Genomic DNA, 25,442 nt, shown 5'->3' on the forward strand with positions numbered 1-25,442 from the left:
GCCGCCCTTCCGGCGGCCTCCGAAAGGAATCCCCGCGTGAACTTCATCGTCGCTCTCGTCCTCGGCATCATCGAAGGCGTCACCGAGTTCCTCCCGGTCTCGTCGACCGGGCACCTCACGATCGTCGAGAAGCTCTTCGGCCTCGACGTCGCGGCCCCCGGCATCACGGCGTTCACCGCGATCATCCAGGTCGGGGCGATCATCGCCGTCATCATCTACTTCTGGCGCGACATCGTCCGTCTCGTCGCGGCCTTCTTCCGCGGGCTCGCCAACCCGGCGAAGCGCGACCAGAGCTACCGCGAGGCGTGGTTCGTCATCATCGGCACGATCCCGGTGGGCGTCATCGGCTTCGCGCTCCGGCACGTCATCTCGGGGCCGCTGCGCAATCTCTGGGTCGTCGTGGTGGCGCTCATCGTGTGGAGCGCCGTGATGTGGTTCGCCGAGCGGGTGGCGACGAGGCAGCGCGGCGAGCAGCAGATGAACTGGGTGGATGCCGTCGTCATCGGCCTCGTGCAGTGCTTCTCGCTCATCCCCGGCGTGTCCCGCTCGGGCGCGACGATCAGCGCGGGCCTCTTCCGCGGCCTCGACCGCGTCGCCGCGACGCGGATCTCGTTCCTGCTGTCCATTCCGGCGCTCGTCGCAGCGGGCGGCTTCGAGGCGCTGACGAGCGCGTCGGACGTCTCGAGCAGCTATTTCGGCTGGGGCGGCACCGCGATCGCGACGATCGTGAGCCTCGTCGTGGCGTACCTGTCGATCGCATGGCTGCTGCGCTACGTGCAGAAGCACCCGATCAGCGTCTTCATCTGGTACCGCGTCGGTGCCGCAGTCGTCGTCGGGGTGCTGCTCGCGACCGGCGTCATCACGGCGGTCTGAGCCGCTACGCGATCGCCTCGAGAAACCGCAGGATGCGATTGAGGGCGAGTTGCGCGGCCTCGGGATCGTAGTCCTCGTGCCCGGCCTCGGCGAAGAGGTGCCCTGAGCCGGGGTAGAGATACATCTCGGCGCCCGGGATCTCGTACTCCATCGCCGTGTCGACCTCGACTTCGCGCCGCGGGTCGTACTCGGTCTGATGGCTCTGCGCGGGCACCCCGTCCGGCCAGTCTTCGCCGAACCAGCCGGGCGCCACCGCACCGTAGAGGAACACCGCGCCCTGCGCATCGCCGCGGGTGAGGAGCACCTGCGCGGCGAGAGCGCAGCCCAGCGACATCCCGACGTACACCAGGCCCGCCGGCAGCGTCGACACCGCCTCGAACGCGCGCTCGGCGAGCTCCTCGTCGCCGAGCTCACCGGCGTAGCGCATGCCGTCCTCGATGTCGTCGAAGGTGTAGCCGCCGAAGACGTCGGGGGTCTCGACGCTGTGCCCGGCGGCGCGCAGCCGGTCGGCGAACGCGATGACGCCGCGGGTGAGCCCGCCGGCGTGATGGAAGAGCACGATGTCGGCCATGGCGCAACGCTATGGGCATCCGCTGAGAGGAGAACGGCCCGGAACCGAGAGGCACCCCGTCGCACCAGATGTGCACGCAGTGGAACTAGGTGTCACGGTCGTGCGGGCCGCGCACCGCCGCGAGGTGGACGAGCGCTGAAACGAAGCGGAGTCCCGCAATCCAGCGCGCAGCAGACCGCTTCCCGGCACACCCCGGAGAGCCCCAGCGCACGCCCCGGCACAGAAACCAGAACGACCCCCAAGATCAGGAACAAAATTCCTGATCAGGGGTCATTTCTGAATCGTGCGCGAGAGGGGACTTGAACCCCCACGACCTATACGGTCACTAGCACCTCAAGCTAGCGCGTCTGCCAATTCCGCCACCCGCGCGTGCACGAGGCGTCCGCCGCAGCGGCGCCGAGGAACGACATTATCACGAGCCGGTAGGTTGGGCAGCATGAGCCCAGACGCCCCCGAGTTTGACGGATCGCCTGACGGACCCCTCGACGAGACCGCGCGGATCGCAGCCGATCTCATCCGCATCGACACGTCGAACTTCGGCGAAGGCCGCTCCAACGGCGAGGCCGAGGCGGCCGAGTACATCGAGGGGTACCTGGTCGGCCTGGGGCTGAACCCCGAGCTCGTCGACGCGGCCCCGCGCCGCACCAGCGTCGTCGCGCGCGTTCCCGGCCGCGATGCCGCGAAGCCGGCACTCGTCGTCCACGGGCACACCGACGTCGTCCCCGCCGACCCGGCGCAGTGGAGCGTCGACCCCTTCGCGGGCGTCATCAAGGACGGGATGCTGTGGGGCCGCGGCGCCGTCGACATGAAGAACACCGACGCGATGATCCTCACCGCCCTGGGGGATGTCCTCGCCGCCGGCGGCCCCGAGCGAGACCTCGTCATCGCGTTCTTCTCCGACGAGGAGGACGGCGGACGCCTCGGCTCCCACATCCTCGTGCGCGAGCGCCCCGAGCTCTTCGCCGGCGCCACCGAGGCGATCGGCGAGGTCGGCGGCTACTCCATCGACGTCGGCGGCAGGCGCGCCTACCTGCTGCAGACCGGTGAGAAGGCCCTGATCTGGGCCCGGCTGACCGCACACGGGCCGGCCGGGCACGGCTCGCGGCTGGCGCCCGAGAACGCCGTCGTGACGCTGGCACGCGCCGTCGCCGCGATCGGCGCCCTCGACTTCCCGGTGCAGCTCACCGGCACGACGGCCGAGCTCGTCCGCGAGCTCGCGGCCCTGCTCGAGGTCGACCCCGAGCAGGTCGGGCCGGACGAGGTGGTGCTGCGCACGGGCTCGGCATCCGGATTCATCCTCGCCACCCTCCGCCACACCGCGAACCCGACCGGGCTCACCGCGGGCTACAAGCACAATGTCATCCCGGAGAAGGCGGAGGCGCTCGTCGACATCCGCCCGCTGCCGGGGTACGAGGCCGAGGTGCTCGACCTGCTCCAGGCGGTCGCGGGCGACGACGTCGAGATCGAGGTGCTGCACCAGGACATCGGCATGGAGCACCCCTTCGACGGCGCCCTCGTCGACGCCTGCGTCGCGGCCCTCGGCCGGCACGACCCGGGCGCGCCGGTGCTGCCGTACCTCATGTCGGGCGGCACCGACAACAAGGCGCTCGCCCGGCTCGGCATCAGGGGCTACGGATTCGCCCCGCTGCGCCTGCCCGCGCACCTCGACTTCCCGGGCATGTTCCACGGCGTCGACGAGCGGGTGCCGCTCGACGCGCTGGTCTTCGGCCGATCGGTGCTCGCCGACCTGCTGACGACCTACTGATGCGCTCCTGGCCCGCACCGCGGCTCCCCGAGCTGCCCGGCCGCTCCACCGCGCCGCTCGTCTACGACGACCAGGAGCGCGCGCTCGTCGAGCTCGGCCCGGCCGCGCCCGGCGAGCCCGTCACGCTGTACGTGTGCGGCATCACGCCGTACGACGCCACCCATCTCGGCCACGCCGCGACCTATCTCGCCTTCGACACGCTGCAGCGGGTGTGGCGGGATGCCGGATTCGCCGTCCGCTACGCCCAGAACGTCACCGACGTCGACGACCCGCTCCTCGAGCGCGCGAGCGCGACGGGGGAGGACTGGCGCGACCTCGCCGCACGCGAGGTGGAGCGGTTCCGACTCGACATGGCCGCGCTCGCCGTCATCCCGCCGGACGCCTACGTCGCGGTCACCGAGGTCATCGACCCGATCGCGGCTGCCGTCGCCGATCTCGTCGCCCGCGGCCTCGCCTACCCGGTCGCGGAGGCGCCCGGCGGGCCCGCCGACATCTATTTCGACACGGCCGCCGCGGAGGCCGCGACCGCCTGGGCGGCGGGCGAAGAGAGCCACCTCGACCGGGCAGGGATGCTGCGCCTCTTCGGCGAGCGCGGCGGCGACCCCGGCCGCGCCGGGAAGCGCGATGCGCTCGATGCACTGCTGTGGCGGCATGCGCGACCCGGCGAGCCGTCCTGGCCCTCGCCGGTCGGCGCCGGGCGACCCGGCTGGCACATCGAATGCTCCGTCATCGCCGCGCGCGAGCTCGGCGCCCCGATCACCGTGCAGGGGGGCGGCTCCGACCTGCTCTTCCCGCACCACGACCTAGGAGCGGGCACCGCCGCGGCGCTCACCGGCCGGCCGCACGCCCGTGCCTACGTGCACGCCGGCATGGTGGCGTACCGCGGCGAGAAGATGAGCAAGTCGCTGGGCAACCTGGTGCTCGTCTCGGCGCTGCGGGATGCCGGAGTCGACCCCGGGGCCATCCGGCTCGCCCTCCTCGCCCGCCACTACCGCGACGACTGGGAGTGGACGGATTCCGCCCTCGTCGACGCGCAGACGCGCCTCGCCCGGTGGCGTGCCGCAGTGGATTCCGCGACTCCGCCGGCCGACCGGCCGCCGAAGGCGACCGGGGGAGGCCACGGGGGCGTGCCCGCGGAGTCTGCACCGCTCGCCGCCGTCCGCGCCGCCCTGCACGTCGACCTCGACACCCCTGCCGCCCTCGCCGTCGTCGACGCCGCCGCGCAGACCGGCACCCTGACGAGCGACCTCGTCGCCGCGGTCGACGCGCTGCTCGGCATCCGCCTCGCCTAGCGTCGCGCCGAGGGCGCGACCTCGGCGCGCTCCGGCTGAGAGACGGCGAGACACTCCGGATTGCGCACACCGAGCTGCGGCGAGGCGCCCGGATCTCAGCCCGAGCGCACGCACGTCGACCGGCAGAGTGCGGAGGCCCTGAGCTCGGAGCCCTTTGCCCTTCCCCTCCACAGTCCAGTGTCGGAGGCAGAACGCACAGGAACGCGGCGGGCGAGCAGGCCCGCAAGGACCTCGGCCCAATCCTCCGGCGGTGAACTCGCCCCTCTGCGCCCTCAGCCACGTCGCCACCACCGCCCAGCTCATCACTGCCGGATATTCGCGGGGCGCCGTCGCTGCGCTGTCCGGTGACCGAAGGATCATCCGCATCCGCAGAGGATTGCTCTGCTGCGCCCATCTCACAGAGGACGAGCGCTACGCGTTGAACTGCGCGGCCAGGCTCGACTGCATCACGGTCTTGCGCGCCGCCGGAATCTGGACCGGGGCATCCCGTGGAACCCACCTGCGCTATGCACAAGGGACCTCGCGCCGCACTCAGCGGATGCGCGAAGCAGCCCGATACGCCGTGGCCCACTGGGCCGGCGAGTCGTTTCCCAGCCATGACCGCCTGTGGGTATCGGTTCCAGAGGCGCTCCGTCAGGCGATGGGATGCCTCCCACCAGACGACGTGGTCGCCGCTATCGAGTCCGCAGTGCGCCTCAAGGCGATCAGCGCGGATCAGGCACTCATGGTGATCGCAGCCGCTCCTCGGCGGCTGGCCTCGGTGCTGGGTGAGGTGGACACCGAATTCCGCGCGCAGTCAGGATACGAGACGCTCGTTCGCCTGCGTCTCACTCGACTCGGGCATCGGGTCGAGCCTCAGGCGCTCATCCCCGGAGTCGGGCACGTCGACAACCTCGTCGACGGGGTCCTCGCCGTGGAAACCGACGGGAAGACCCACGAGAACTCGGTCGCCGAGGATCGGCGGCGCGACCTGGCAACCCGGTCCTGGGGAATCCGGGTGCTGAGAGTCGACCCTGGTCAGGTCGATCATGACTGGGATGCCGTGCTCTCCGTCATCGAGCTGATGCTCGCGTCGGAGCAGGGCGGCGCGCGCAGCCCGGCGGTCGACCTTCGGGCTGAGTCCCGGCCGACACGCCGACGCAAAGGCTGGTAGCCACGGCATGTCCTCCGGATCTCAGCCCGAGCGCACGCACGCCCAGACCTCGGGCTCCCGGCCCGGCCTACCCCTGACCCGTGACCGGCCCGCCGTCGCCTGGCTTCTCGCGGTGGCGCAGGTAGCGCTCGAACTCCTTCGCGATCGCCTCGCCGGACGCCTCGGGCGACTCGACGGTGTCCCGCTGCTCCTCGAGCTGCTCGATGTAGGCCGCCATGTCCTCGTCGTCCGCCGCGAGTGCGTCGATACCGGATTCCCACGCCGCCGACTCGGCGACGAGATCGCCGCGCGGGATCGTCACGTCGACGAGCTCCTCGAGCTTGTCGATGAGGGCCAGCATCGCCTTGGGAGACGGGGCGTTGTGCACGTAGTGCGGCACCGAGGCCCAGATCGAGATCGTGGGGATTCCGAGCTGCTCCGCGGCATCCCCGAGCACCCCGAGGATGCCCGTGGGACCTTCGTAGGTCGAGCGCTCGATGTCGAGCTGGCGGCGCACCAGCGGGTTGTCCGAGGCCGCGAAGACGGTGATGGGCCGGGTGTGCGGCACATCGGCGAGCATCGACCCGAGGAAGACGATCGTGCCGATGTCGGCGGCGAGCGCGGCGTCCATGATCTCGGCGGCGAACGCCTTCCAGGTGCGCGACGGTTCGGTGCCGAGCACCAGATAGATGTTGGACTCGTTGTGCCCGCTCACCTGCATCTCGGCGTCCTCGGCCATGCTGTGCGGCACCTTCGGACCGTGCCCCGGCGAGCGCGGGCCGTAGAACGCGGCGCCCGGCCAGGAGAGGATCCGGCGGCCGTCGTCGTCGAACGAACTCACGGGACGAGTGAACTGGTAGTCGTAGTAGAGCTCGGGGTCGATCTCGTGCAGCGGCACGACGTCAAGGACGTCCTTCAATGTCCGCACGGCACCGCTCGCAGCTTCGCCGGCGTCATTCCAACCCTCGAAGGCGACGACGAGGATACGTCCGGCGAGGACCTCGCTGCGATCTGCCACTGCACCAACCTTCCGGGCTCCCGAGGCGGCCCGTCCTCCTCACACAATAGGCCGCGCGGTGCGCCCCGCCGTGGAATGCGGCTGGGAATCCGCCCACGGGATGGCACCGGGACGCCCCGCTAGACTCGGCCCCGTGACAGCCCTCCCCGCCGCCGTGCTGTGGGACATGGACGGCACGCTCGTCGATACCGAGCCGTATTGGATGGCGGCCGAGACCGAACTTGTGCACTCCTTCGGCGGCACCTGGACGCACGACGACGCGCTCACCCTCGTCGGCGGCGAGCTCTCCTGGTCGGCCGGCCAGCTCCAGCGCCGCGGCGTCGACCTCTCGATCGACGAGATCGTTCCGGCGCTCACCGCTCGGGTGCAGCAGCAGCTCGCCGAGATCGGCGTGCCGTGGCGGCCCGGCGCCCAGGAGCTGCTGCGCGAGCTGCGCGAGGCAAGCGTCAGGACCGCGCTCGTGACGATGTCGTACCGGCGGATGGCCGAGCAGATCGCCTCATACATCCCTTTCGAACCCTTCGACGCGATCATCGCCGGCGACGAGGTGGTGAACGGCAAGCCGCACCCCGAGGCGTACCTCACCGCCGCCGCGCGGCTGGGGGTAGACGCCGCCCGGTGCGTCGCGATCGAGGACTCCCTCACGGGGCTCGCCGCCGCGGTCGCGTCCGGCGCGATGACGATCGGGGTGCCGCACCTCGTGCCGCTTCCCGAGTCGGACGAGCACACGCTGTGGCCGACCCTCGCCGGGCGCACCGTCGACGACATCAGGGCCCTCGCCTCCGGCCGGTTCCGGGACGCCGCCCGATGACCGCCCCGGTCCTCTCCGGCCCGTTTCGCCCGGGCGACCGCGTCCAGCTCACCGACCCGAGGGGCCGGATGAACACCGTCTCCCTCGAGCCGGGCGCGGTCTTCCACTCGCACCGCGGCGACATCCGCCACGACGACATCATCGGCGTGCCCGACGGCTCGGTGGTCGTCAACTCCGGCGGCGTCGAGTACCTGGCGCTGCGGCCGCTGCTGCGCGACTTCGTCATGTCGATGCCGCGAGGGGCGGCCATCATCTACCCGAAGGATGCCGCGCAGATCCTCGCCCGCGCCGACATCTTCCCGGGCGCGACGGTCGTCGAGGCGGGTGTGGGCAGCGGCGCGCTGTCGCTCTGGCTGCTGCGCGCCGTCGGTCCGGCCGGGCGCCTCCACAGTGTCGAGCGCCGTGCGGAGTTCGCCGACATCGCGGCCGGCAACGTCGCCGGATTCTTCGGCGAGAGCCCTGCGAACTGGTCGGTGACCCTCGGCGACCTCGCCGATGTGCTCGGCGAGACCGTCGCGGCAGCATCCGTCGACCGCGTGGTGCTCGACATGCTCGCGCCATGGGAGGTGCTCGAGGCATCCGCGACCGCCCTCAAGCCCGGGGGAGTGGTGCTCGCCTACGTCGCAACCGTGACGCAGCTCAGCCGCGTGGCCGAGGCGATCCGCCGGACGGGGCTCTTCACCGAGCCGGACGCCGACGAGACGATGGTGCGCGGCTGGCACCTCGACGGCCTCGCAGTGCGCCCCGATCACCGCATGGTGGGGCACACCGGATTCCTCATCACGGCCCGCCGCCTCGGCCCAGGGGTCGTGCTCCCGGCGAGGGCCCGGCGCGGCAGCAAGGCGGAGGGCACCGACGCGGACGTCGAGGCCTGGACACCGGATGCTCTCGGCGAGCAGGGCAAGAGCGCGAAGGTGCTGCGGAAGAAGGCCCGCGAGGCCCAGGCCCTCGCGAATCGCTCGCGCTCGACCGCCCCGTCCGCGGACTGAGCGGCCGCCGCGAAGAAGTACGGCCGATAGACTGCCGTCCCGTGCGCAGAACCCCGTCCCTCATCTCCGCCGCCGTCCTCGTCGCGCTCGCCGCTGCCACCCTCACCGGGTGCGCGGCATCCGGCAATGACTCGAACTGCCTGGTCTCGAGCGGGCCGGCGTCCGACTCGGTGAGTGCGACGGGCGACTTCGGCGCGGCCGCGCTCGACGTCAAGGTTCCGTCGCCGCTGACCGCGACGACGACCGAGCGCACGACGCTCATCGCCGGAACAGGCGCGCCGCTGCAGGCGGGGCAGTACGCCAAGCTCGACCTCCACATCTACGACGGCGGCACGGGCAAGCTCATCGCCGCGCCCTCGACGTGGACGTCGGACTCGGTCTCCGTGCTGCGGAGCCAGGGCCTCACCGACGCCCTACGCTGCGTCCCCGAGGGCTCACGAGTGGCGATCGTGATCCCGGCCGCGGAGGGCGCGAGCACGCTCGGCGCCGCGGCGGATTCGACGGCGATCATCGTCGCCGATCTCTCCAACTACCTGCTGACACGGGCCCGGGGCACGAAGGCGACCCTGCCCGCAGGCTTCCCGGCGGTGACGCTCGCCCCGAACGGCCAGCCCGGGATCGTCATCCCGTCCGACACCCCCGCGCCGACCACGATCGAGTCCGCCGACTCCATCGCGGGCCACGGCGCCGTGCTCACCAGCAAGGACACGGTCGTCGTGCACTACTCGACGATCACCTGGAACACCCCGACGGTGACGAGCACCTCGTGGAACCAGAACGCCCCCGTCACGATCGGGCTCACGGGAACCGACGGCCTCACCAAGGCGATCGTCGGCCAGCGGATCGGGTCGCAGGTCGTGGTGCTCGTCCCGGCTGCGGACAACAGCGGCACCTCGGTCGTCTTCATCATCGACCTGCTCGGCGTCAAGAGCTGACCCGTGCCCGCTCGCGCCTCCGTCGACGAGCGCCTCTTCGCGCTCGTGCTGGCGCTCGTCGCGACCGACCGGGGTCTGACCAAGGCCGAAATCCTCTCGTCGGTCCACGGCTACTCCGAGGACTACCGCGAGGGCGGCGACAACTCCGCGCTCGAGCGCAAATTCGAGCGCGACAAGGACGAGATCCGCGAACTGGGGATTCCCCTCGAGACGCGCGAGCCCAGGGATGAGCCCGGCAACAACCAGCTCATCCGCTACCTCATCCCGAAGCGCGCCTACGAGCTGCCGCAGGACGTGCGGTTCAGCCCGGAGGAGCTCGGCCTGCTCACCCTGGCCGCCGAGGTGTGGAAGGAGGGGTCGCTGTCGGCGGAATCCCGCCGCGCCATCATCAAGCTGCGCTCGCTCGGCGTCGCCCCCGACGACCCGCTTCTCGGCTACGCGCCGCGGGTGAGCACGCACGACCGCGCCTTCGCCCCGCTGTCGCAGGCGCTGGAGAAGGGCGTCGTCGTGCAGTTCCGCTACCTGCGGCCCGGCGGGGCCGAGGCAGCGCAGCGCACGATCGCGCCGCTCGCCCTCTACCAGTTCCGCGGCCGCTGGTACCTCACCGGCACCAGCGCCGCCGACGGGGGCGAGCGCACCTATCTGCTCTCGCGCATCGTCGGCCCGGTAACGCTGACGAAGCAGCCCGCGCCGCGAGCGCCGACCGATGCGGCTCAGCGCTACCTCCGAGAGCTCGAGGGCATCTGGCTCGCGAACGAGGCGGTCGTCGACGTCCTGCCCGGCTCGGATGCCGCCGCCCGCCTCGGCCACCGCTACGGCACCGCCGAGGGCGCGACCCGACTCGAGCTGCACTACGCCGATGTCCACGTGCTCGCCGACGAGCTCGCAGGCTACGGCCCCGAGGCGCTCGTCGTGGAGCCGGCGGCGCTGCGGGATGCCGTGCTCGAGCGGCTCCGCACGGCGAGGACGCTGCACGAAAGCGCCGTCGATCAGGGCCCGCCGCCTGTCGGCGGCGCCGCATCGCGCGGCGGTCCGCCGGAGCGCCGCGCGGAGCGGGGCGCCACGCCAGACCGGCTCACCCTCCTCCTCTCGCTGGTGCCCTATCTCATCGTCACCAAGGTCGTCAGCGTCGCCGAGGTCGCCGAGCACTTCGACCTCGACGTCGACGAGGTACGACGGGCCGTCGAGCTCATCGCCGTCAGCGGCGTCCCCGGCAGTACGCGCGCCTATGATCCCGGCGACCTCTTCGACATCGACTGGGAGGCGTTCGAGGACGAGGACGTCATCGTGCTCACCCACGGCGTCGCGATCGACGACTCGCCACGGCTCTCGGCCCGCGAGGCGGCGGTGCTCATCACCGGCCTCCAGTCGTTGCAGGCGCTGCCCGAGAACGACTCGGCGGCGATCGACGCACTCAAGGCCAAGCTCGCACGCGGCGCGACGGGGGCGCCGGCGGCCGTCGCCATCGCCGCCGCCGAGTCCGACGAGACGCTCGCGACCATCGCCGCGATCCGCCGCGCGATCGCCGAGCGAACACAGCTCGCGTTCGACTACCTCGACGGCGAAGGCAACCGCGAGCACCGCTCCGTCGACCCGCTGCGGCTCGAGTCGAGCGATGACACCTGGTACCTGCGCGCCTGGTGCCACCTGCGCGAGGGCATCCGCACCTTCCGGCTCGACCGGATCAGCGGTCTTACCGCGACCGGCGAACCGATCGGCGACTCCGCCGCCGAGGCGACGTTGCCGGATTCGCTCTTCGAGGCCTCGCCCGACGACCTCACCGTCGAGCTGCGCATCGCCGAGGCAGCGCTGCCGTTCGTGGCCGACTATCTCGGCGCGGTGCCCGCGACCCCCGACGGCGACGGCTGGCTGCGGGCCGGCATCCGCGTCGCCCACTTCCACGGCCTCAAGCGCATCGCCACGGGCAACGCCGGCCTCATCGAAGTGCTGAGCCCGCAGGCGGCTCGCGACGAGGTCGTCACCTGGGCGGATGCTGCGATCCGCGCCTACGAAGCGCCCCGCTGACCCAGCGGCGGGTAAACTGTCGCGAAATGCCGTTCGGACGCCCGCGCGGCCTGGAGCCGGAGGAAATTATGTTCAGGGAATGGTGGTTCTGGGTCATCATCCTCGTGGTGATCCTGCTCCTCTTCGGGACCACGCGTCTTCCCGGCCTCGCCAAGAGCATGGGTGAGTCGATGCGCGTCTTCCGCAAGGAAGTGAAGGGCCTCGGCGATGACGTCAAGGCTGACGAGGCTCAGAAGACCACTGAGACCTCGGCGAAGTCCGAGACGCCGTCCGACACCAAGAGCTAGCCCATGAGCGCCCCGACCGAGAGTCGGCGGGCGCCGGGGTCGTCCGACAAACGGATGACCCTCCGCCAGCACCTGCTGGAGCTCCGAAACCGCGCATTGATCGCCGCCGCCGGAATCCTGGCCGGCGCCGTCGGCGGCTGGTTCCTCTACCCGTGGGTGTGGGCATCGCTGACCGATCCGGTGAAGAGCATGGGCACGCTCTCGACGATCAACTTCCAGGGCCTCACCGACGCCTTCGACATGCACATGGCGGTGTCGATCTACGTCGGCATCATCCTCTCGAGCCCGCTGTGGCTGTATGAGGTGTTCGCGTTCTTCACTCCGGGGCTCACCCGCCGCGAGAAGGCGTACGTCTTCGGATTCCTCATCCCGTCGGTCCTGCTCTTCCTCGGTGGCTGCACGATCGGCTGGTACGCCATCCCGCACATCGTCGACCTCTTCCTGCAGTTCACCCCCAACGGCAACAGCAACCTGCTCCACGCGACGGACTACTTCAACTTCGTGCTCAAGCTGATGATCGTCGCCGGCATCGCCTTCGTGCTGCCCGTGTTCCTGGTGCTGCTCGACCTCATCGGCATCGTCAACGGCAAGGCACTGCTCAAGGCCTGGCGGTGGGCGGTGCTCGGCTCGATCGGCTTCACCGCCCTCGCGACCCCGGCCACCGACCCGATCACGATGATGATCATGGCGATCCCGCTGCTCGTGCTGTACTTCGCGGCGTGCTTCGTCTCACTGTCCTTCGACAAACGCAAGGCCCGCCGGGCCGCCCTCGTGGACGCCGACCTCGCCGCGTCCTGACCGCCTCCCGGTGATGGGTGCCGCGGCGCTTAGTCTGAGCAGGTGACAGACCAGCTCTCGCCGGCCGAGCGCTACGCGCTGTCCCGCACCCGCGCCGCGAGCCCGCAGCTCGACGAGTTCCGCTCGCTCCTGGAATTCGACCTCGACCCGTTCCAGGTCGAGGCATGCGCGGCGCTGGAAGCGGGCAGGAGCGTGCTCGTCGCCGCCCCGACCGGCGCCGGTAAGACGGCGGTGGCCGAATTCGCGGTGCACCTCGCGATGCGCGACCTCAAGGACAAGGTCTTCTACACGACGCCGATGAAGGCGCTCTCCAACCAGAAATTCAATGAGTTCGTCGAGCGCTACGGCGCCGGCGACGTGGGACTGCTCACCGGCGACACCAATGTGAACTCGAAGGCGCGCATCGTCGTCATGACGACCGAGGTGCTGCGCAACATGCTCTACGCCAACTCCGACCTGCTCGCGAACCTCGCCTTCGTCGTCATGGACGAAGTCCACTACCTCGCCGACCGCTTCCGCGGTGCGGTGTGGGAGGAGGTCATCATCCACCTGCCGCAGCCGGTGCGGCTGGTCTCACTCTCGGCCACGGTCTCCAACGCCGAGGAGTTCGGCGACTGGCTCGAGGCGGTGCGCGGCGACACCGCGGTCGTCGTCTCCGAGGAGCGACCCGTGCCCCTCGAGCAGCACGTCCTCGTGCGCTCCAAGCTCGTCGACCTCTTCGAAGGCACGGGCGCGCCGCTCCGCTCGGAGCGAGGATCCAGTGGAGCCTCGCGCAGCGGCGCACCGCCGACAGGCGGCTCGGCCTATCGAGTGAACAGCGAGCTCGTGCAGTTGGCGAGAACAGGTGGCCGCTCCTCCGGCGAGCGCCTCCAGGCCGACAGGGGAAAGCGCCGCTCCTCCGGCGGTCGTCCCCAGGCATTCCGCGCCGACCGTGACGAAGTCGTCGAACTCCTCGACGACCGCAATCTGCTGCCGGCGATCTTCTTCATCTTCAGCCGCAACGGGTGCGACCAGGCGGTGAAGCAGCTGGTGAACTCCGGCATCCGCCTCACCGAGACCTGGGAGCGCGAGGAGATCCGCCAGATCGTCGAGGAGCGCACCCGCACCCTCCTCGACGAGGACCTCGCCGTGCTCGGCTACTGGGAGTGGCTCGAGGCGCTGAGCCGTGGCTTCGCCGCCCACCACGCCGGGATGCTGCCCGCGTTCAAGGAGGTCGTGGAGGAGCTCTTCCTTCGCAAGCTCGTCAAGGTCGTCTTCGCCACCGAGACCCTCGCACTCGGCATCAACATGCCCGCACGCACCGTCGTGCTCGAGAAGCTCGACAAGTTCAACGGCGAGGCGCGGGTGCCCATCACATCGGGGGAGTACACGCAGCTCACCGGCCGCGCCGGCCGCCGCGGCATCGACGTCGAGGGACACGCCGTCATCCAGTGGGTCGACGGTCTCGACCCGCAAGCGGTCGCGGCCCTCGCCAGCCGCCGCTCGTATCCACTCAATTCGAGCTTCCGTCCGACGTACAACATGGCCGTCAACCTCATCGAGCAGTTCGGCCGCGAGCGCACCCGCGAGATCCTCGAGTCGTCGTTCGCCCAGTTCCAGGCGGACCGCGCGGTCGTGGATCTCGCCCGGCGCGTGCGCACGCAGGAGAAATCCCTCGCCGGCTACGCCGAGGCGATGACGTGCCATCTCGGTGACTTCGCCGAGTATTCCGGGCTGCGCCGCCAGGTCACCGACCTCGAGAAGGCCAACGCGAAGTCGAAAGGCATGTCGAACGCCGAGAAGGTGACGCTGCAGAAGCGGCTCGGCGACCTGCGCTCGGCGATGAAGCGGCACCCCTGCCACGGCTGCGCCGAACGCGAGCAGCACGCCCGCTGGGCGGAGCGCTGGTGGCGCCTCACACGCGAGACCGACGCACTGCAGGGTCAGATCCGCTCGCGCACGGGCGCAATCGCGCGCGTCTTCGACCGCGTCACCGATGTGCTGCTGCACCTCGACTACGTGCGCGAGGACTCCGCCGGGCAGGTCGCGCTTACCGACACGGGCCGGCAGCTGCGCCGAATCTATGGCGAGCGTGACCTCCTCGTGGCCGAGTGCCTGCGGCAAGGCATCTGGCGCGAGCTGGATCCCGCCGCCCTTGCCGCTCTGGTGTGCGCGCTCGTCTTCGAGCCGCGTCGCGACGAGGTGAACCCGCCGGAGCGCCTGCTGCCCAATGGCGAGTTCCGTAACGCGCTCGCGCGCACCCAGGAGCTCTGGGCCGAGCTCGACGACCTCGAGCGGGAGTCGAAGCTGCCGGGCTCCGAGCCGCTGTCTCTCGGCCTGTCGAGCGCGATGTTCCACTGGGCGCGCGGCGGCCGCCTCGACAAGGTCCTCGAGATCGCCGACCTCGCCGCGGGCGACTTCGTGCGCTGGGCCAAGCAGACCATCGACCTGCTCGACCAGCTCACCGGCGTCGCCGACCCCGACCTCGCTCTCACGGCCCGCGAGGCGCTCGAGGCGGTGCGCCGCGGCATCGTCGCCTATTCGAGCGTCGGATGAGGCCGCTGCCCCTCTGGCTCGCCCTCCCCACGGCGGCCGGCGGCGCCATCGCCTACAACGATGCCTTCCCGACGACCGGCTGGTGGCCGATGGCGTTCGCCGGCCTCGCCCTCATGCTCTGGGCGCAGATCGGTCGCCGCGCCGACACCGCCCTCGTGACCGGGTTCGTCTCCGGCGCGGTGTTCTTCCTCACCGACATCGACTGGTTGGGCTACTACCTCGGCCCCATCCCCTGGCTGGCGACGGTCGTCGCGGAGGCCGCCTTCTGGGCATGCGCGGGCCTGCTCCTCACCTGGGCGTACCGGTGGATTCCCCGCGCCTGGCCCACCCGCGCCGGCCGGCTCGTTATCCTGCCGCTCGCGGTCGCGGGGCTCTGGACGATGCGCGAGCACGTCACGAACAACTGGCCGTTCCGCGGCTTCGCGTGGGGAAGGGCGGCGCTGTCGCAGTCCCAGAGTCCGCTGACTCCGCTCGTCGCCTGGTTCGGCGTCGCGGGGCTGACCTTCCTCATGGTGTGGTTGATCGTCTTCGTCACGGAGGCGGTGACGGCCCCCGCCGCTCGATCGGCGGGCGACGCCCGGCGGTGGAGACCGACGGCCACCAGAGCCCTCCCCGCTCTTCTGGCGATCGCCGCCGTTCTCGCCGTCCCGGCCTGGCCGGTGCGCACGGACGGTTCCCTCACCGTCGCCGCGGTGCAGGGCGACGGCCCGGCGGGGTACTTCCAGCCGCACAACGAGGGCGACGTCGAGGTCGCCCAGCTGAAGGAATCCGTCAAGCTCATCGGCCAGAAGGTCGACCTCATGGTGTGGCCGGAGGGCAGCGCCGACCTCGACCCGCTCGAGTACGCGCAGTCGGCGACGGCGCTCACCGAGCTGAGCCGCGAGCTCGGAGCACCGCTCGTCGTCGGCGCGATCACACCTGGCGAGACGAACGGCCAGTGGTTCAACTCGTCGCTGGTATGGACGGCGGCGGGGGGTGCGACGGCGCAGTACGACAAGCAGCATCCGGTGCCGTTCGGCGAGTACGTGCCTGCCCGCGCGTTCTTCCACGCGCTCGCGCCTGCCCTCGTCGACCTCAGCCAGCGCGACTACACGCCGGGCTCTCGTCCCAACGTGATGCCCGTCGCGGGCGTGCTCGCCGGCATCTCGATCTGCTTCGACATCATCGACGACTGGCAGACGACTCAGATGGTCTTCGGGGGAGCGCAGGTCATCCTCGCCCAGACGAACAACGCCGACTTCATCGACCCCACGACCGGCAAGGTGAGCGCAGAGACCGTGCAGCAGTTCGCGGCGGCGCGGCTTCGCGCGGTCGAGTCCGGGCGCGCGCTCGTCAACGTCTCCACCGTCGGCGTCAGCGAGGTCATCGCCCCTGACGGCTCGACGATCCAGTCGATCCCCGCCGATCGGCCCGGCTATCTGCTCGCCACCGTGCCGCTCTCGACGTGGATGACGCCGGCGGACTACGACGCGCAGCCGCTGGAGTGGGGTGCAAGCGTCTGGGGGGCCGGCATCCTCGCCGTCGCGTTTCTGTCGCGCCCACGGCGGCCGGCTGAGGAAGAAACGGGCCGACGCCGCTCGGCGTCAAGCGAAATCACCGCCTGAGCACCGCATCTCCCTGATCAGCCTCGGCCGCGTCAGTGCAGGCAGAAGGAGGGCCCGGGCTGCCGCCCGGGCCCTCCGCGATGACGGGCTAGGCCCCGATCTTCTCCTGCCCGCGACGGGCGCGCAAGAACTGCAGGCGCTCCTCGAGCAGCTCTTCGAGTTCGGGAATCGTGCGGCGCTCGAGCAGCATGTCCCAGTGGGATCGCGGCGCCTTCTGGTCGGAGTGATCGATGACGACGGGCGCGCCGCCGATCATGAGCAGCGCTTCGGCGCTGCAGTACCGGCACTCCCACACGTCGGGGGCATCGGCCTCGGCGGCGAAGACAACCGAGGTGTCCTTGCCGCAGCTGGGGCAGCTGTAGGTGTACGACTGTCGCGGTGAGAAGCTGACGCCTTCCTCGCTCTGGAGGCTCTGGGCGCCAAGCCGCATGCCACGCAAGCTGCGATCCGCCATTTCGGTTTCCTCTCGCTCGACGGGCTTTGACACCGTTATAAACCGCGAACCTGACCGTTCTGTTCCACGCCCTGGCGTTTCATGGCAACATCCCACTTCGGGGGCTGCCCGCGACGACCGCCACGGCGAGGTCCGCGCGGTTGGTGACGATTCCATCCGCACCGAGCGCGGCATCCGCGAGGGCGCGAAGGCGTAATTTCACACTGATGAGCAGTTTGGTGACCCGAATTGCGAAGCCGAGGTCGCCACGCCCTTCAGCCCGGTGAGCGCGGCCAGGCGGTGCGAAGAAGCTCACTCCGCCGGCTGGCCGTTCTTGCCGAGCAGTCCTCTGCCGATGCCGTCGAGCGCCTGGGTGAGCTCCGCAGGGACGACCCACACCGTGTTGGCGTTGCCCTCGGCGATCTTGGGCAGCATCTGGAGGTACTGGTAGGCGAGCAGGAGGCTGTCGGGGTTGCCGTCGTGGATGGCCTTGAACACCGTGCCGATGGCCGTCGACTCGCCCTCGGCCCGCAGCACCGCGGCCTGCTTGTCGCCCTCCGCCTTGAGGATGGCGGCCTGCTTGAAGCCCTCGGCGTTGAGGATCTCGGACTGCTTCGTGCCCTCCGCGGTGAGGATGAGGGCGCGGCGGTCGCGCTCGGCGCGCATCTGCTTCTCCATGGCCTCCTTGATGGAGGCGGGCGGTTCGATCGACTTGAGCTCGACGCGCCCGACGCGGATGCCCCACTTGCCCGTGGCCTCGTCAAGCACGACGCGCAGCTGCGAGTTGATGTTGTCGCGGCTGGTGAGCACCTCTTCGAGGTTGAGGCCGCCGACGACGTTGCGCAACGTGGTCGTGGTGAGCTGCTCGACGCCGGCGAGGTAGCTCGCGATCTCGTAGGTCGCCGCACGCGGGTCGGTGACCTGGAAGTAGATGACGGTGTCGATGGAGACGACGAGGTTATCCTCGGTGATGACCGGCTGCGGCGGGAACGACACGACCTGCTCGCGCATGTCGATGAGCGGCCGCACCCGGTCGACGAAGGGCACCACGACGTTCAGCCCGGGCTGCAGCGTGCGGTGGTAGCGCCCCAGCCTCTCGACGACGCCGGCGCGCGCCTGCGGCACGATCCGCAAGGACCGGAAGATCGTGACGATCACGAAGATCGCGACGATGAGGATCACGACCCAAAGGACGATGAGCCCGGTGTCCACGTTCACGATGCTGCTCCTGACTGGGCGACGACGACGGCGGCGCCGTTGACTCCGGTGACGGTGATCTCGGCGCCGGCGGCGAGGGGTGCGCTGCCGGGGGAGAGGTGAGCCGTCCAGGTCTCGCCGTTGGCGAGCTTCACCTGACCGGATTCCTCGGTGATGGCGACCGTGACCCGGCCGGCGATCCCGATGATCGCCTCGATGCCCGTCTTCGCCGGGTCCGCTGAGCGGCGCAGTCGGCGCAGCAGCGGCGGGCGCACCGCGAAGAGCAGCAGCAGCGCGACGAGCGCGGCGATGACGAGCTGGAGCCACCACGGTGCGCCGAGCAGCTCGCCGACCAGTCCGGCGAGCGCGCCGACGGCGAGCATGGCGAAGGTGAGCTGCACCGTGAGCACCTCGAAGACCGCGAACACGGCGATGAGGATCAGCCATCCGATCCAGTCGTATGCCGTTGCGCCGCCCATGGTGCCGACGCTACTCGGCCGGGCGTCCGATGGATACGCCGTTGGTAGGGTCGTTGCCGTGTCAAACCCTCTCGCACCTGGATCCCTGGCCGGCAAGCGCGTTCTCGTGACGGGTTCGTCGCGCGGCATCGGCGCGGACACCGTCGCGTACTTCGCCGAGGCAGGCGCACGGGTCGCGATCAACTATCGCAACAAGGAGGCGCGCGCCCTCAAGCTGCAGGCGCAGCTCTCCGAGAGAGGGGCCGAGGCGATCATCGTCGGCGCCGACCTCACCGACCCCGAATCGGTTCGGGCGATGTTCGCCCGGATCCAGGACGACTTCGGCGGGCTCGACATCCTCGTCCTCAACGCCTCCGGCGGCATGGAGGCCGATCTGGGCGAGGGCTACGCCCTCAGACTCAACCGCGACGCCCAGGTGAGCGTCCTCGACGCGGCGCTTCCGCTGCTCGCACCGGGTTCGCGGGTCGTGTTCGTCACGAGCCACCAGGCGCACTTCGTCCGCACGACGACGACGATGCCGGAGTACGAGGCCGTCGCCCTGAGCAAGCGCGCCGGCGAGGATGCGCTGCGCGAGCGCATCCCGGAGCTGGAGGCGCGCGGCATCGGTTTCGTGGTCGTCTCCGGCGACATGATCGAGGGCACCATCACGGCAACCCTCCTCAACCGCCTCAACCCGGGCGCGATCGAGGGGCGCCGCCAGCAGGCCGGCAGGCTCTACAGCGTCGCCGAGTTCGCCGCCGAGGTGGCGCTCGCCGCCGTCGAGCCGGTGCCGGCCGGTCATACCCGGCTCGTGGGAGACATTTCCACCTTTGGCGGCGTCTGAACCGCGATCAGCGTCGTGTCACGGCGGCCTCCGACGCTCCGGGCGTGCCGAAACAACGCCGATAATGCACATTATGTCAATAAATAACGCGCGAGGGCAATACTGGGGATTTATACCCCGTTTTCCTCTTCGGAGTGCTTCGCGCGCGCCTGGCACGTCACCGGACGCTCCTGCGCCGGCGCTGACGCCCTGGCGCCGCCGGAGGCTGCGAGCCGGCAGCGCAGTTCACGGCGGGCCGGATCCCCCAGCGCATCGAACACGGCGTCGACAGGACTCACCCCGCGCCGGCCTTGAACGCGGCCGGCTTCTTCTCTCCGGTCGGCGACGCCATCGTCGTAGCGGGCGCGAATCTCGGCGTGGTCGTACCGCAGACCGGCGAAGCCGCTTTCCCGCACCGTGACCACCACCGCTCCCCCGACAGTGGCCATCACTCCCCCGGCATTCGGCGCGAGCGCGAGCTCGACGAGCGTCGTCCCCGCTGCGATGTTGTCGAGATCGCCGGGCAGCCCCCGCTGAACCAGGATGAGCCGACCCGCTTCCACGAGTCGGGCATTACGGTGAAGCACGAGGAGAACGCCTTCTCCCCGCCCCCACGTCACCTCATGGACGATCTGACCGGGTACAACCAGCTACTGTCCATCGCACCCGGACTTTCATCCGACCCCAGCGGGGAACACTCCGCTGTCTATTGCGCCAGCACGGAGGCCAGCATGCCCCCTTCCGAAGACCGGGTTCAGCGGTTCAAGTACCGCAGCGCGGTGATCCCTACCCGCTCCGCCGCACCGATCGTCATCATCGTCGTCATCATCCTGGTGACGGCGCTGTGGATCGTCTTCCGGCCGCAGCAGGAACCACTCGACCGTTTCGTCGGCCAGCTGATCGGAATGGAAGGCGTGCTCCTGCTGTCGATCGGGCTGGTGCTGATCAGCACCCTGAGGGTCGTGGAACAGTGGTTCGACGGAATCGATCACGCGGCCATCTGGCACCGTGGTGTCGCCATCGCCGGAACGGTCCTGATCGCCGTGCACGCCGGCGCGACCACCAGCCCCCTCGCGACGGCCATCGGCGAAGGACTCGGGGCGGTCGGCCTGATCGGGCTGATCGTTCTCGTCGTCTGGGCGATCGCACCGCGCTGGCGCTCCTTCGTACCCAAGCCCCTCCGGGGGGCGGTCGTCAAGGTCAGCACCACCCGGGTCGCCCGACGCGTCAACGCCAGGTTCAAGGGCTATTCCAGCTGGCGTTCCTTCCACCGCTTCACCGGGCTGTTCGTGGCGATCGGCTTCGCCCACGGCCTGGTGGACGGAACCGTGTTCGGCTCCCCCGTGCTGCGCTGGAGCTATGTCGCCATCGGTGGAATCGGCCTGGCCTTCTACGCGTACCGGGAACTGCTCGCCCGGCGGTTCGCCGTGACGCATGACTACGAGGTCGAGTCCGTGCACCCGGTCGATGCGACCCTGGCCGAGATCTCCCTGAAACCGCTGGGCAGGCGCTTCCAGTTCCGAGCCGGACAGTTCGCGCAGCTGAATCTGGAGGCCGCGGACGGGTGGCATCGTCATCCCTTCAGCATCGCGAGCGGGCCGGCCGATGCCAACGTCCGGGTGACGATCCGATCCCTCGGCGACTTCACCTCGAATGTCTCCGCCCTGGTGCGGCCGGGGATGCCGGCGGTCATCAGCAGCCCGCACGGGAACTTCGACTACCACAAGGGCGGCGAACGGCAGGTGTGGATCGCCGGCGGCGTCGGCGTCGCGCCGATTCTCAGCTGGCTCCGCGATGCCCAGCCAGGGACGCTTCCGGAGCGCGTCGATCTGTACTACAGCGCAGAGGGCCCGCCGCCGTACTCGGATGAGATGCGCGAGCTGGCGGCCCGTCACGACTCGCTGCACCTGCACCTGATCGACACGGGAACCGAGCCCCGGCTCACCACCGAGAGGGTGCTTGCGGAGGCGGACTGCCCTGCGCGCGAGCTCTCCGCCTTCATGTGCGGGCCCGAGGGAATGGTGAAGTCGTTCCAGAAAGGGCTGGCCAAGGCGGGAGTGCGCCGGGCGAACATCCATCGGGAGTACTTCAACCTGCGCTGACTGCGGGGCGCCGCCGTCACGCAGCATCCGCTGCCATCGGGAAGCAACTGGCGCAGGTCGGGGATGTCTCGCCCTTCAGCCGCGCTGCAGGCGCTCACGCTGACGTAGTCGCCCGGACCCACTCGTCGAGCTTCGCCGCCGCCGCACCCGTGTCGACGGCGCGCGCCGCGAGCTCGAGACCTGCAGCGAAGCGGTCGAGGATCGGCTCCTGGACCGTCGCCGGATCCGCGGCGAGTTGGTACGCGACGAGGCCGGCCGCGGCGTTGAGGAGCACGATGTCGCGCACCGGCCCGCTCTCCCCCGCGAGCACCCGGCGCACCACGCCGGCGTTGTACTGCGGGTCGCCGCCCTTGAGGTCGGCGATGGCGGCGCGCGCGATGCCGAGGTCGCGCGGGTCGAGGTCGTGCTCGGTGACAAGTCCGCGCGAGATCTCCCAGATGTGCGAATGACCGGTCGTCGTGAGCTCGTCGAGGCCGTCGTCGCCGCGGAACACCAGCGCCGTCGCGCCCCGCGTCTGGAACACGCCGGTGATGAGCGGCACGCGGCTCAGCACGGCGACGCCGACGGCGGACGCGTCGGGCCGCGCCGGGTTGCACAGCGGGCCGAGGAAGTTGAACACTGTCGGCACGCCGAGATCGCGACGCGTCTTGCCCGCGTTGGCGAAGCCGGGGTGGAACGCCGAGGCGTAGGCGAAGGTGATCCCGGCGCGCTCGAAGACCTCGGCGACCCGCTCCGGGCTCATCGTGAGGTCGACGCCGAGCACCCCGAGCACGTCGGATGAACCGGATGCCGACGACGCGGCGCGGTTGCCGTGCTTAATGACAGGCACCCCGGTCGCAGCGACGACGATGGCCGCCGTCGTAGAGACGTTGACGGTGCCCAACCGGTCTCCGCCCGTGCCGACGATGTCGACCGCCATGGTCGGAAGCGGCAGCGGAAGCGCATGGTCGAGGATCGCGTCGCGGAACCCGACGATCTCGTCGACCGTCTCGCCCTTCGCGCTCAGCGCGACGAGGAACCCGGCCATCTGCGACTCGGACGCGCGACCCTCCATGATCTCGTCCATCGCCCAGGTGGCCTCGGAAACACTGAGGTCCGAACCTGCGAGAAGAACCGAGATCAGATCGGGCCATGAGAGCGAATTCGCCACGGGAACCGATCCTAATCGGCCTGTTCGGCGCAAAACGGTCTTCGGATTCCGACATAATGAGTTTTGTGACGAGCACCTCTGTTTCCTCCGCTACGGGAGCTCCGGCGATCAACCGCCCGAATGTCGTCGCCGTCGGCACGATCGTGTGGCTGGGCAGCGAGGTGATGTTCTTCGCAGGTCTTTTCGCGATCTACTTCACGCTGCGTTCGACGTCCCCAGGGCTCTGGGCCTCCATGACCGATCACCTCAACGTGCCGTGGTCGACCGGGAACACGATCATCCTCGTGCTGAGTTCGGTCACCTGCCAGTTCGGCGTCTTCGCCGCCGAGCGGCTCCAGCCGCGGCGCACCGGCGCGATCTGGAACGTGGCGAAGTGGGGCATGGTCGAGTGGTACACGCTGACCTATGTCATGGGCGCCGTCTTCGTCTGCGGCCAGATCGTCGAGTACGCGAACCTCGTCGCTGAAGGAATCACGGTCAGCACGAACGCCTACAGTTCTGCGTTCTTCATCGCGACGGGCTTCCACGCCCTGCACGTCACCGGCGGTCTCTTCGCCTTCATCTTCGTCATGGGCCGCGCCTTCGCGGTGCGCCGCTTCGGTCACAAGGAGGCGACGAGCGCCATCGTCGTCTCGTACTACTGGCACTTCGTCGACGTCGTGTGGATCGGGCTCTACCTGGTCATCTACGTGCTCAAGTAAGGATTCCCGACCACATGCCTAAGCTGAACGCCCCGTCGACGAAGACCGCTCGCAAGAACCGCAAGGTCGGCCGTCGCCACCCTCTTGCCACCGTCGCCCTCATTGCGATCGGCCTCGGCCTCACCGGTGGCGTCTACGCCGCCGTCAACGCGGCCCCAGCGACGGCCTCCGCGGACACGACCAGCGCTTCGCAGCAGCAGATCACCGAGGGTCAGAAGGTCTTCGAGGCGAACTGCGCGAGCTGCCACGGCCTCAACGCGGTCGGCTCCGCCAACGGCCCGAGCCTCATCGGCGTCGGCGCCGCCGCCGTCGACTTCCAGGTCGGCACCGGCCGCATGCCGATGGCCGCCAGCGGCCCGCAGGCCCCTCAGAAGCCCGTGCAGCTCAACGACACGCAGATCGCCGACCTCGCGGCCTATGTCGCCTCGCTCGCCCCTGGCCCGGCGATCCCCACGGGGCCGCAGATCTCGACGAACGGGGATGCCGCACAGGGTGCGGAGCTGTTCCGCATCAACTGCGCCATGTGCCACAACGTGGCCGGCGCCGGCGGTGCGCTCACCGAGGGCAAGTACGCTCCCCCGCTCGCGGGCGTCACGCCGACGCACATCTACGAGGCCATGATCACCGGCCCGCAGAACATGCCGGTCTTCAACGATCTCAACCTGACGCCCGCCCAGAAGAGCGACATCATCACCTACCTCACGTACATCCAGCAGAACCCGTCGCCCGGCGGCTACGCGCTGGAGGACCTGGGGCCGGTCTCCGAGGGCCTGTTCTTGTGGATCTTCGGTCTGGGCGCGATCGTGGGCCTCGCGGTGTGGATCACCGCAAAGTCCAACTAGCCCTGCCAACTGAATACGACGCGCACGAAGGAGAGCAATGGCGAAGAGTGACAGTGCTGTCGAGCACGCTACCGACGCCCCCGACGACGTCCGCCCCGGCGATCCGGGCACAGGCATCGTCCTCGCCGACGCACCGGTGAACCCGGGCTTCCCACCGCACCGTCCGCGTGTCACGGACCAGGACCCGAAGAAGAACCGCAGCGCCGAGCGCACCGTTTTCACTCTCTTCTACATCTCGATCGCCGGCTCCATCTGGGCTGTCGCCTCGTATCTGGCCTTCCCCATCGAGTCCGGCAACCTCGCCGACGTCCGCATGTCGACGATGTACATCGGCATCGGCTCCGCGTTCGCCCTCCTCGGCATCGGCATCGGCGCCGTGCACTGGGCGAAGGCCCTGATGAGCGACAAGGAAGGCATCGACATCCGCCATCCGATCCACGGCTCCGACGAGACGCGCCAGACGGCGATCGAGATCTTCGAGCAGGCGAACGAGGAATCCGGATTCGGCCGCCGCACGCTCATCCGCAACACGCTCATCGGCGCGCTGGTCGCCTTCCCGCTTCCCGCGGTCGTGCTCTTCCGCGGCCTCGCCCCGCAGAACCAGGACCCGGTCGTCGCGTTGTCCCACACCATGTGGAAGCAGGGCCTTCGCCTCACGAAGGACCCGTCGGGCCTTCCGATCAAGGCTTCGGACGTCACCCTCGGCTCGGTGTTCCACGTCATCCCCGATGGCCTCTATGACGCGCCCGACATGCTCGAGGAGAAGGGCAAGGCCGCGGTCCTGCTCATGCGCCTCGACCCCGGGGACCTGCACCCCTCCCCCGGCCGTGAGTCCTGGGCGTACAACGGCATCGTCGCCTACTCCAAGATCTGCACCCACGTCGGCTGCCCCGTGGCCCTCTACGAGCAGAACACGCACCACCTGCTCTGCCCGTGCCACCAGTCGCAGTTCGACATCACGCACGAGGCCGAGGTGATCTTCGGGCCGGCGAGCCGCCCGTTGCCGCAGCTGCCGATCACAATCGACGCCGAGGGCTATCTCGTCGCGCAGAGCGATTTCCACGAACCTGTCGGCCCGAGCTTCTGGGAGCGTAGCTAGTC

24 protein-coding genes and 1 tRNA gene are annotated in these 25,442 nt (G+C 69.8%); 17 read left to right on the forward strand and 8 right to left on the reverse strand.

Translation table 11 applies throughout. The annotated features are described in order from the left end of the window. The first annotated feature begins 36 nt into the window (after nucleotides 1–36). Nucleotides 37–873: an undecaprenyl-diphosphate phosphatase gene (locus M7D61_RS02660; RefSeq protein ID WP_298227325.1), complete on the forward strand. Its 837-nt coding sequence runs from the start codon at nucleotides 37–39 to the stop codon at nucleotides 871–873. A gap of 4 nt (nucleotides 874–877) precedes the next feature. Here the strand turns inward: M7D61_RS02660 and M7D61_RS02665 are convergent, their stop codons facing one another. Both M7D61_RS02665 and M7D61_RS02670 read right to left on the reverse strand, forming a co-directional pair. Continuing rightward, entirely contained in the window at nucleotides 878–1,444 is a 567-nt protein-coding gene (locus tag M7D61_RS02665; RefSeq protein ID WP_298227327.1) for a dienelactone hydrolase family protein, read from the reverse strand. Between the two features lie 284 nt (nucleotides 1,445–1,728). After that, nucleotides 1,729–1,813, reverse strand: a tRNA-Leu gene (locus tag M7D61_RS02670). A gap of 67 nt (nucleotides 1,814–1,880) precedes the next feature. Between M7D61_RS02670 and M7D61_RS02675 the strand changes: the two genes are divergently transcribed. The 3 genes from M7D61_RS02675 to M7D61_RS02685 all read left to right on the forward strand — a co-directional run bounded on the left by M7D61_RS02675 (nucleotide 1,881) and on the right by M7D61_RS02685 (nucleotide 5,654). Beyond that, entirely contained in the window at nucleotides 1,881–3,209 is a 1,329-nt protein-coding gene (locus M7D61_RS02675; RefSeq protein WP_298227330.1) for a M20/M25/M40 family metallo-hydrolase, read from the forward strand. Then, nucleotides 3,209–4,501 (forward strand): cysteine--1-D-myo-inosityl 2-amino-2-deoxy-alpha-D-glucopyranoside ligase, encoded by a 1,293-nt coding sequence (mshC, locus tag M7D61_RS02680; RefSeq protein WP_298227332.1) that lies wholly within the window; start codon nucleotides 3,209–3,211, stop codon nucleotides 4,499–4,501. The genes M7D61_RS02675 and mshC overlap by 1 nt, the downstream gene beginning before the upstream one ends. Before the next feature lie 250 nt (nucleotides 4,502–4,751). After that, complete coding sequence (locus tag M7D61_RS02685) at nucleotides 4,752–5,654, forward strand: DUF559 domain-containing protein (RefSeq protein ID WP_298227334.1); 903 nt, start codon at nucleotides 4,752–4,754, stop codon at nucleotides 5,652–5,654. Nucleotides 5,655–5,721: 67 nt separating this feature from the next. Here the strand turns inward: M7D61_RS02685 and M7D61_RS02690 are convergent, their stop codons facing one another. Further along, a complete protein-coding gene (locus M7D61_RS02690; RefSeq protein WP_298227336.1) occupies nucleotides 5,722–6,651 on the reverse strand; it encodes a PAC2 family protein in 930 nt (309 codons plus the stop codon). A gap of 166 nt (nucleotides 6,652–6,817) precedes the next feature. On the opposite strand from M7D61_RS02690, the gene M7D61_RS02695 reads away from it, so the two are divergent. Genes M7D61_RS02695 through lnt form a run of 8 tightly spaced genes read left to right on the forward strand, consistent with a single transcriptional unit; the run spans nucleotide 6,818 to nucleotide 16,635 of the window. Beyond that, complete coding sequence (locus M7D61_RS02695) at nucleotides 6,818–7,462, forward strand: HAD family phosphatase (protein ID WP_298227500.1); 645 nt, start codon at nucleotides 6,818–6,820, stop codon at nucleotides 7,460–7,462. Further along, on the forward strand, nucleotides 7,459–8,451 hold the full coding sequence (locus tag M7D61_RS02700) for a tRNA (adenine-N1)-methyltransferase (protein WP_298227337.1): 993 nt from the start codon (nucleotides 7,459–7,461) through the stop codon (nucleotides 8,449–8,451). The genes M7D61_RS02695 and M7D61_RS02700 overlap by 4 nt, the downstream gene beginning before the upstream one ends. 41 nt (nucleotides 8,452–8,492) lie before the next feature. Then, nucleotides 8,493–9,386, forward strand: coding sequence for a hypothetical protein (locus M7D61_RS02705; protein ID WP_298227339.1), 894 nt, complete (start codon nucleotides 8,493–8,495; stop codon nucleotides 9,384–9,386). 3 nt (nucleotides 9,387–9,389) lie between these two features. Further along, complete coding sequence (locus M7D61_RS02710; RefSeq protein WP_298227341.1) at nucleotides 9,390–11,411, forward strand: WYL domain-containing protein; 2,022 nt, start codon at nucleotides 9,390–9,392, stop codon at nucleotides 11,409–11,411. Between the two features lie 26 nt (nucleotides 11,412–11,437). Further along, nucleotides 11,438–11,698, forward strand: a complete 261-nt coding sequence (gene tatA, locus M7D61_RS02715; protein WP_298227343.1) for a twin-arginine translocase TatA/TatE family subunit — start codon at nucleotides 11,438–11,440, stop codon at nucleotides 11,696–11,698. Nucleotides 11,699–11,701: 3 nt separating this feature from the next. Further along, nucleotides 11,702–12,496 (forward strand): twin-arginine translocase subunit TatC, encoded by a 795-nt coding sequence (gene tatC, locus M7D61_RS02720; protein ID WP_298227345.1) that lies wholly within the window; start codon nucleotides 11,702–11,704, stop codon nucleotides 12,494–12,496. 42 nt (nucleotides 12,497–12,538) lie between these two features. Beyond that, on the forward strand, nucleotides 12,539–15,031 hold the full coding sequence (locus M7D61_RS02725) for a DEAD/DEAH box helicase (RefSeq protein WP_298227348.1): 2,493 nt from the start codon (nucleotides 12,539–12,541) through the stop codon (nucleotides 15,029–15,031). Continuing rightward, on the forward strand, nucleotides 15,028–16,635 hold the full coding sequence (gene lnt, locus M7D61_RS02730) for an apolipoprotein N-acyltransferase (RefSeq protein WP_298227350.1): 1,608 nt from the start codon (nucleotides 15,028–15,030) through the stop codon (nucleotides 16,633–16,635). The genes M7D61_RS02725 and lnt overlap by 4 nt, the downstream gene beginning before the upstream one ends. Nucleotides 16,636–16,723: 88 nt before the next feature. On the opposite strand, the gene M7D61_RS02735 is transcribed toward lnt, so the two are convergent. The 3 genes from M7D61_RS02735 to M7D61_RS02745 form a co-directional block, all read right to left on the reverse strand. Next, nucleotides 16,724–17,089 (reverse strand): RNA polymerase-binding protein RbpA, encoded by a 366-nt coding sequence (locus M7D61_RS02735; RefSeq protein WP_298227352.1) that lies wholly within the window; start codon nucleotides 17,087–17,089, stop codon nucleotides 16,724–16,726. Between the two features lie 291 nt (nucleotides 17,090–17,380). Continuing rightward, on the reverse strand, nucleotides 17,381–18,289 hold the full coding sequence (locus M7D61_RS02740) for an SPFH domain-containing protein (RefSeq protein ID WP_298227502.1): 909 nt from the start codon (nucleotides 18,287–18,289) through the stop codon (nucleotides 17,381–17,383). Then, nucleotides 18,283–18,744, reverse strand: a complete 462-nt coding sequence (locus tag M7D61_RS02745) for an NfeD family protein (RefSeq protein WP_298227354.1) — start codon at nucleotides 18,742–18,744, stop codon at nucleotides 18,283–18,285. Before M7D61_RS02745 ends, M7D61_RS02740 begins: the two co-directional genes overlap by 7 nt. 58 nt (nucleotides 18,745–18,802) lie before the next feature. On the opposite strand from M7D61_RS02745, the gene M7D61_RS02750 reads away from it, so the two are divergent. Then, complete coding sequence (locus M7D61_RS02750; RefSeq protein ID WP_298227356.1) at nucleotides 18,803–19,567, forward strand: SDR family oxidoreductase; 765 nt, start codon at nucleotides 18,803–18,805, stop codon at nucleotides 19,565–19,567. 110 nt (nucleotides 19,568–19,677) lie between these two features. On the opposite strand, the gene M7D61_RS02755 is transcribed toward M7D61_RS02750, so the two are convergent. Next, nucleotides 19,678–20,133 carry a hypothetical protein gene (locus tag M7D61_RS02755; protein WP_298227357.1) on the reverse strand — a complete coding sequence of 152 codons (456 nt, stop codon included), beginning with the start codon at nucleotides 20,131–20,133 and terminating at the stop codon, nucleotides 19,678–19,680. Nucleotides 20,134–20,169: 36 nt separating this feature from the next. Here M7D61_RS02755 and M7D61_RS02760 point away from each other — a divergent pair, with 36 nt between their 5' ends. After that, nucleotides 20,170–21,648 (forward strand): hypothetical protein, encoded by a 1,479-nt coding sequence (locus M7D61_RS02760; RefSeq protein WP_298227358.1) that lies wholly within the window; start codon nucleotides 20,170–20,172, stop codon nucleotides 21,646–21,648. Between the two features lie 94 nt (nucleotides 21,649–21,742). On the opposite strand, the gene trpD is transcribed toward M7D61_RS02760, so the two are convergent. Continuing rightward, a complete protein-coding gene (gene trpD / locus M7D61_RS02765; RefSeq protein WP_298227360.1) occupies nucleotides 21,743–22,798 on the reverse strand; it encodes an anthranilate phosphoribosyltransferase in 1,056 nt (351 codons plus the stop codon). A gap of 56 nt (nucleotides 22,799–22,854) precedes the next feature. Between trpD and M7D61_RS02770 the strand changes: the two genes are divergently transcribed. Genes M7D61_RS02770 through M7D61_RS02780 form a run of 3 tightly spaced genes read left to right on the forward strand, consistent with a single transcriptional unit; the run spans nucleotide 22,855 to nucleotide 25,440 of the window. Next, the gene (locus M7D61_RS02770; protein WP_298227362.1) at nucleotides 22,855–23,499 is read left to right on the forward strand and encodes a heme-copper oxidase subunit III; all 645 of its coding nucleotides are present in this window, start codon (nucleotides 22,855–22,857) and stop codon (nucleotides 23,497–23,499) included. Between the two features lie 14 nt (nucleotides 23,500–23,513). Then, nucleotides 23,514–24,341 carry a cytochrome c gene (locus tag M7D61_RS02775; RefSeq protein ID WP_298227364.1) on the forward strand — a complete coding sequence of 276 codons (828 nt, stop codon included), beginning with the start codon at nucleotides 23,514–23,516 and terminating at the stop codon, nucleotides 24,339–24,341. 37 nt (nucleotides 24,342–24,378) lie between these two features. Further along, complete coding sequence (locus tag M7D61_RS02780) at nucleotides 24,379–25,440, forward strand: Rieske 2Fe-2S domain-containing protein (RefSeq protein ID WP_298227366.1); 1,062 nt, start codon at nucleotides 24,379–24,381, stop codon at nucleotides 25,438–25,440. The last annotated feature ends 2 nt before the right edge of the window (nucleotides 25,441–25,442 follow it).

The sequence above is a fragment of the Gryllotalpicola sp. genome (assembly GCF_027352875.1).
Lineage (GTDB): Bacteria > Actinomycetota > Actinomycetes > Actinomycetales > Microbacteriaceae > Gryllotalpicola.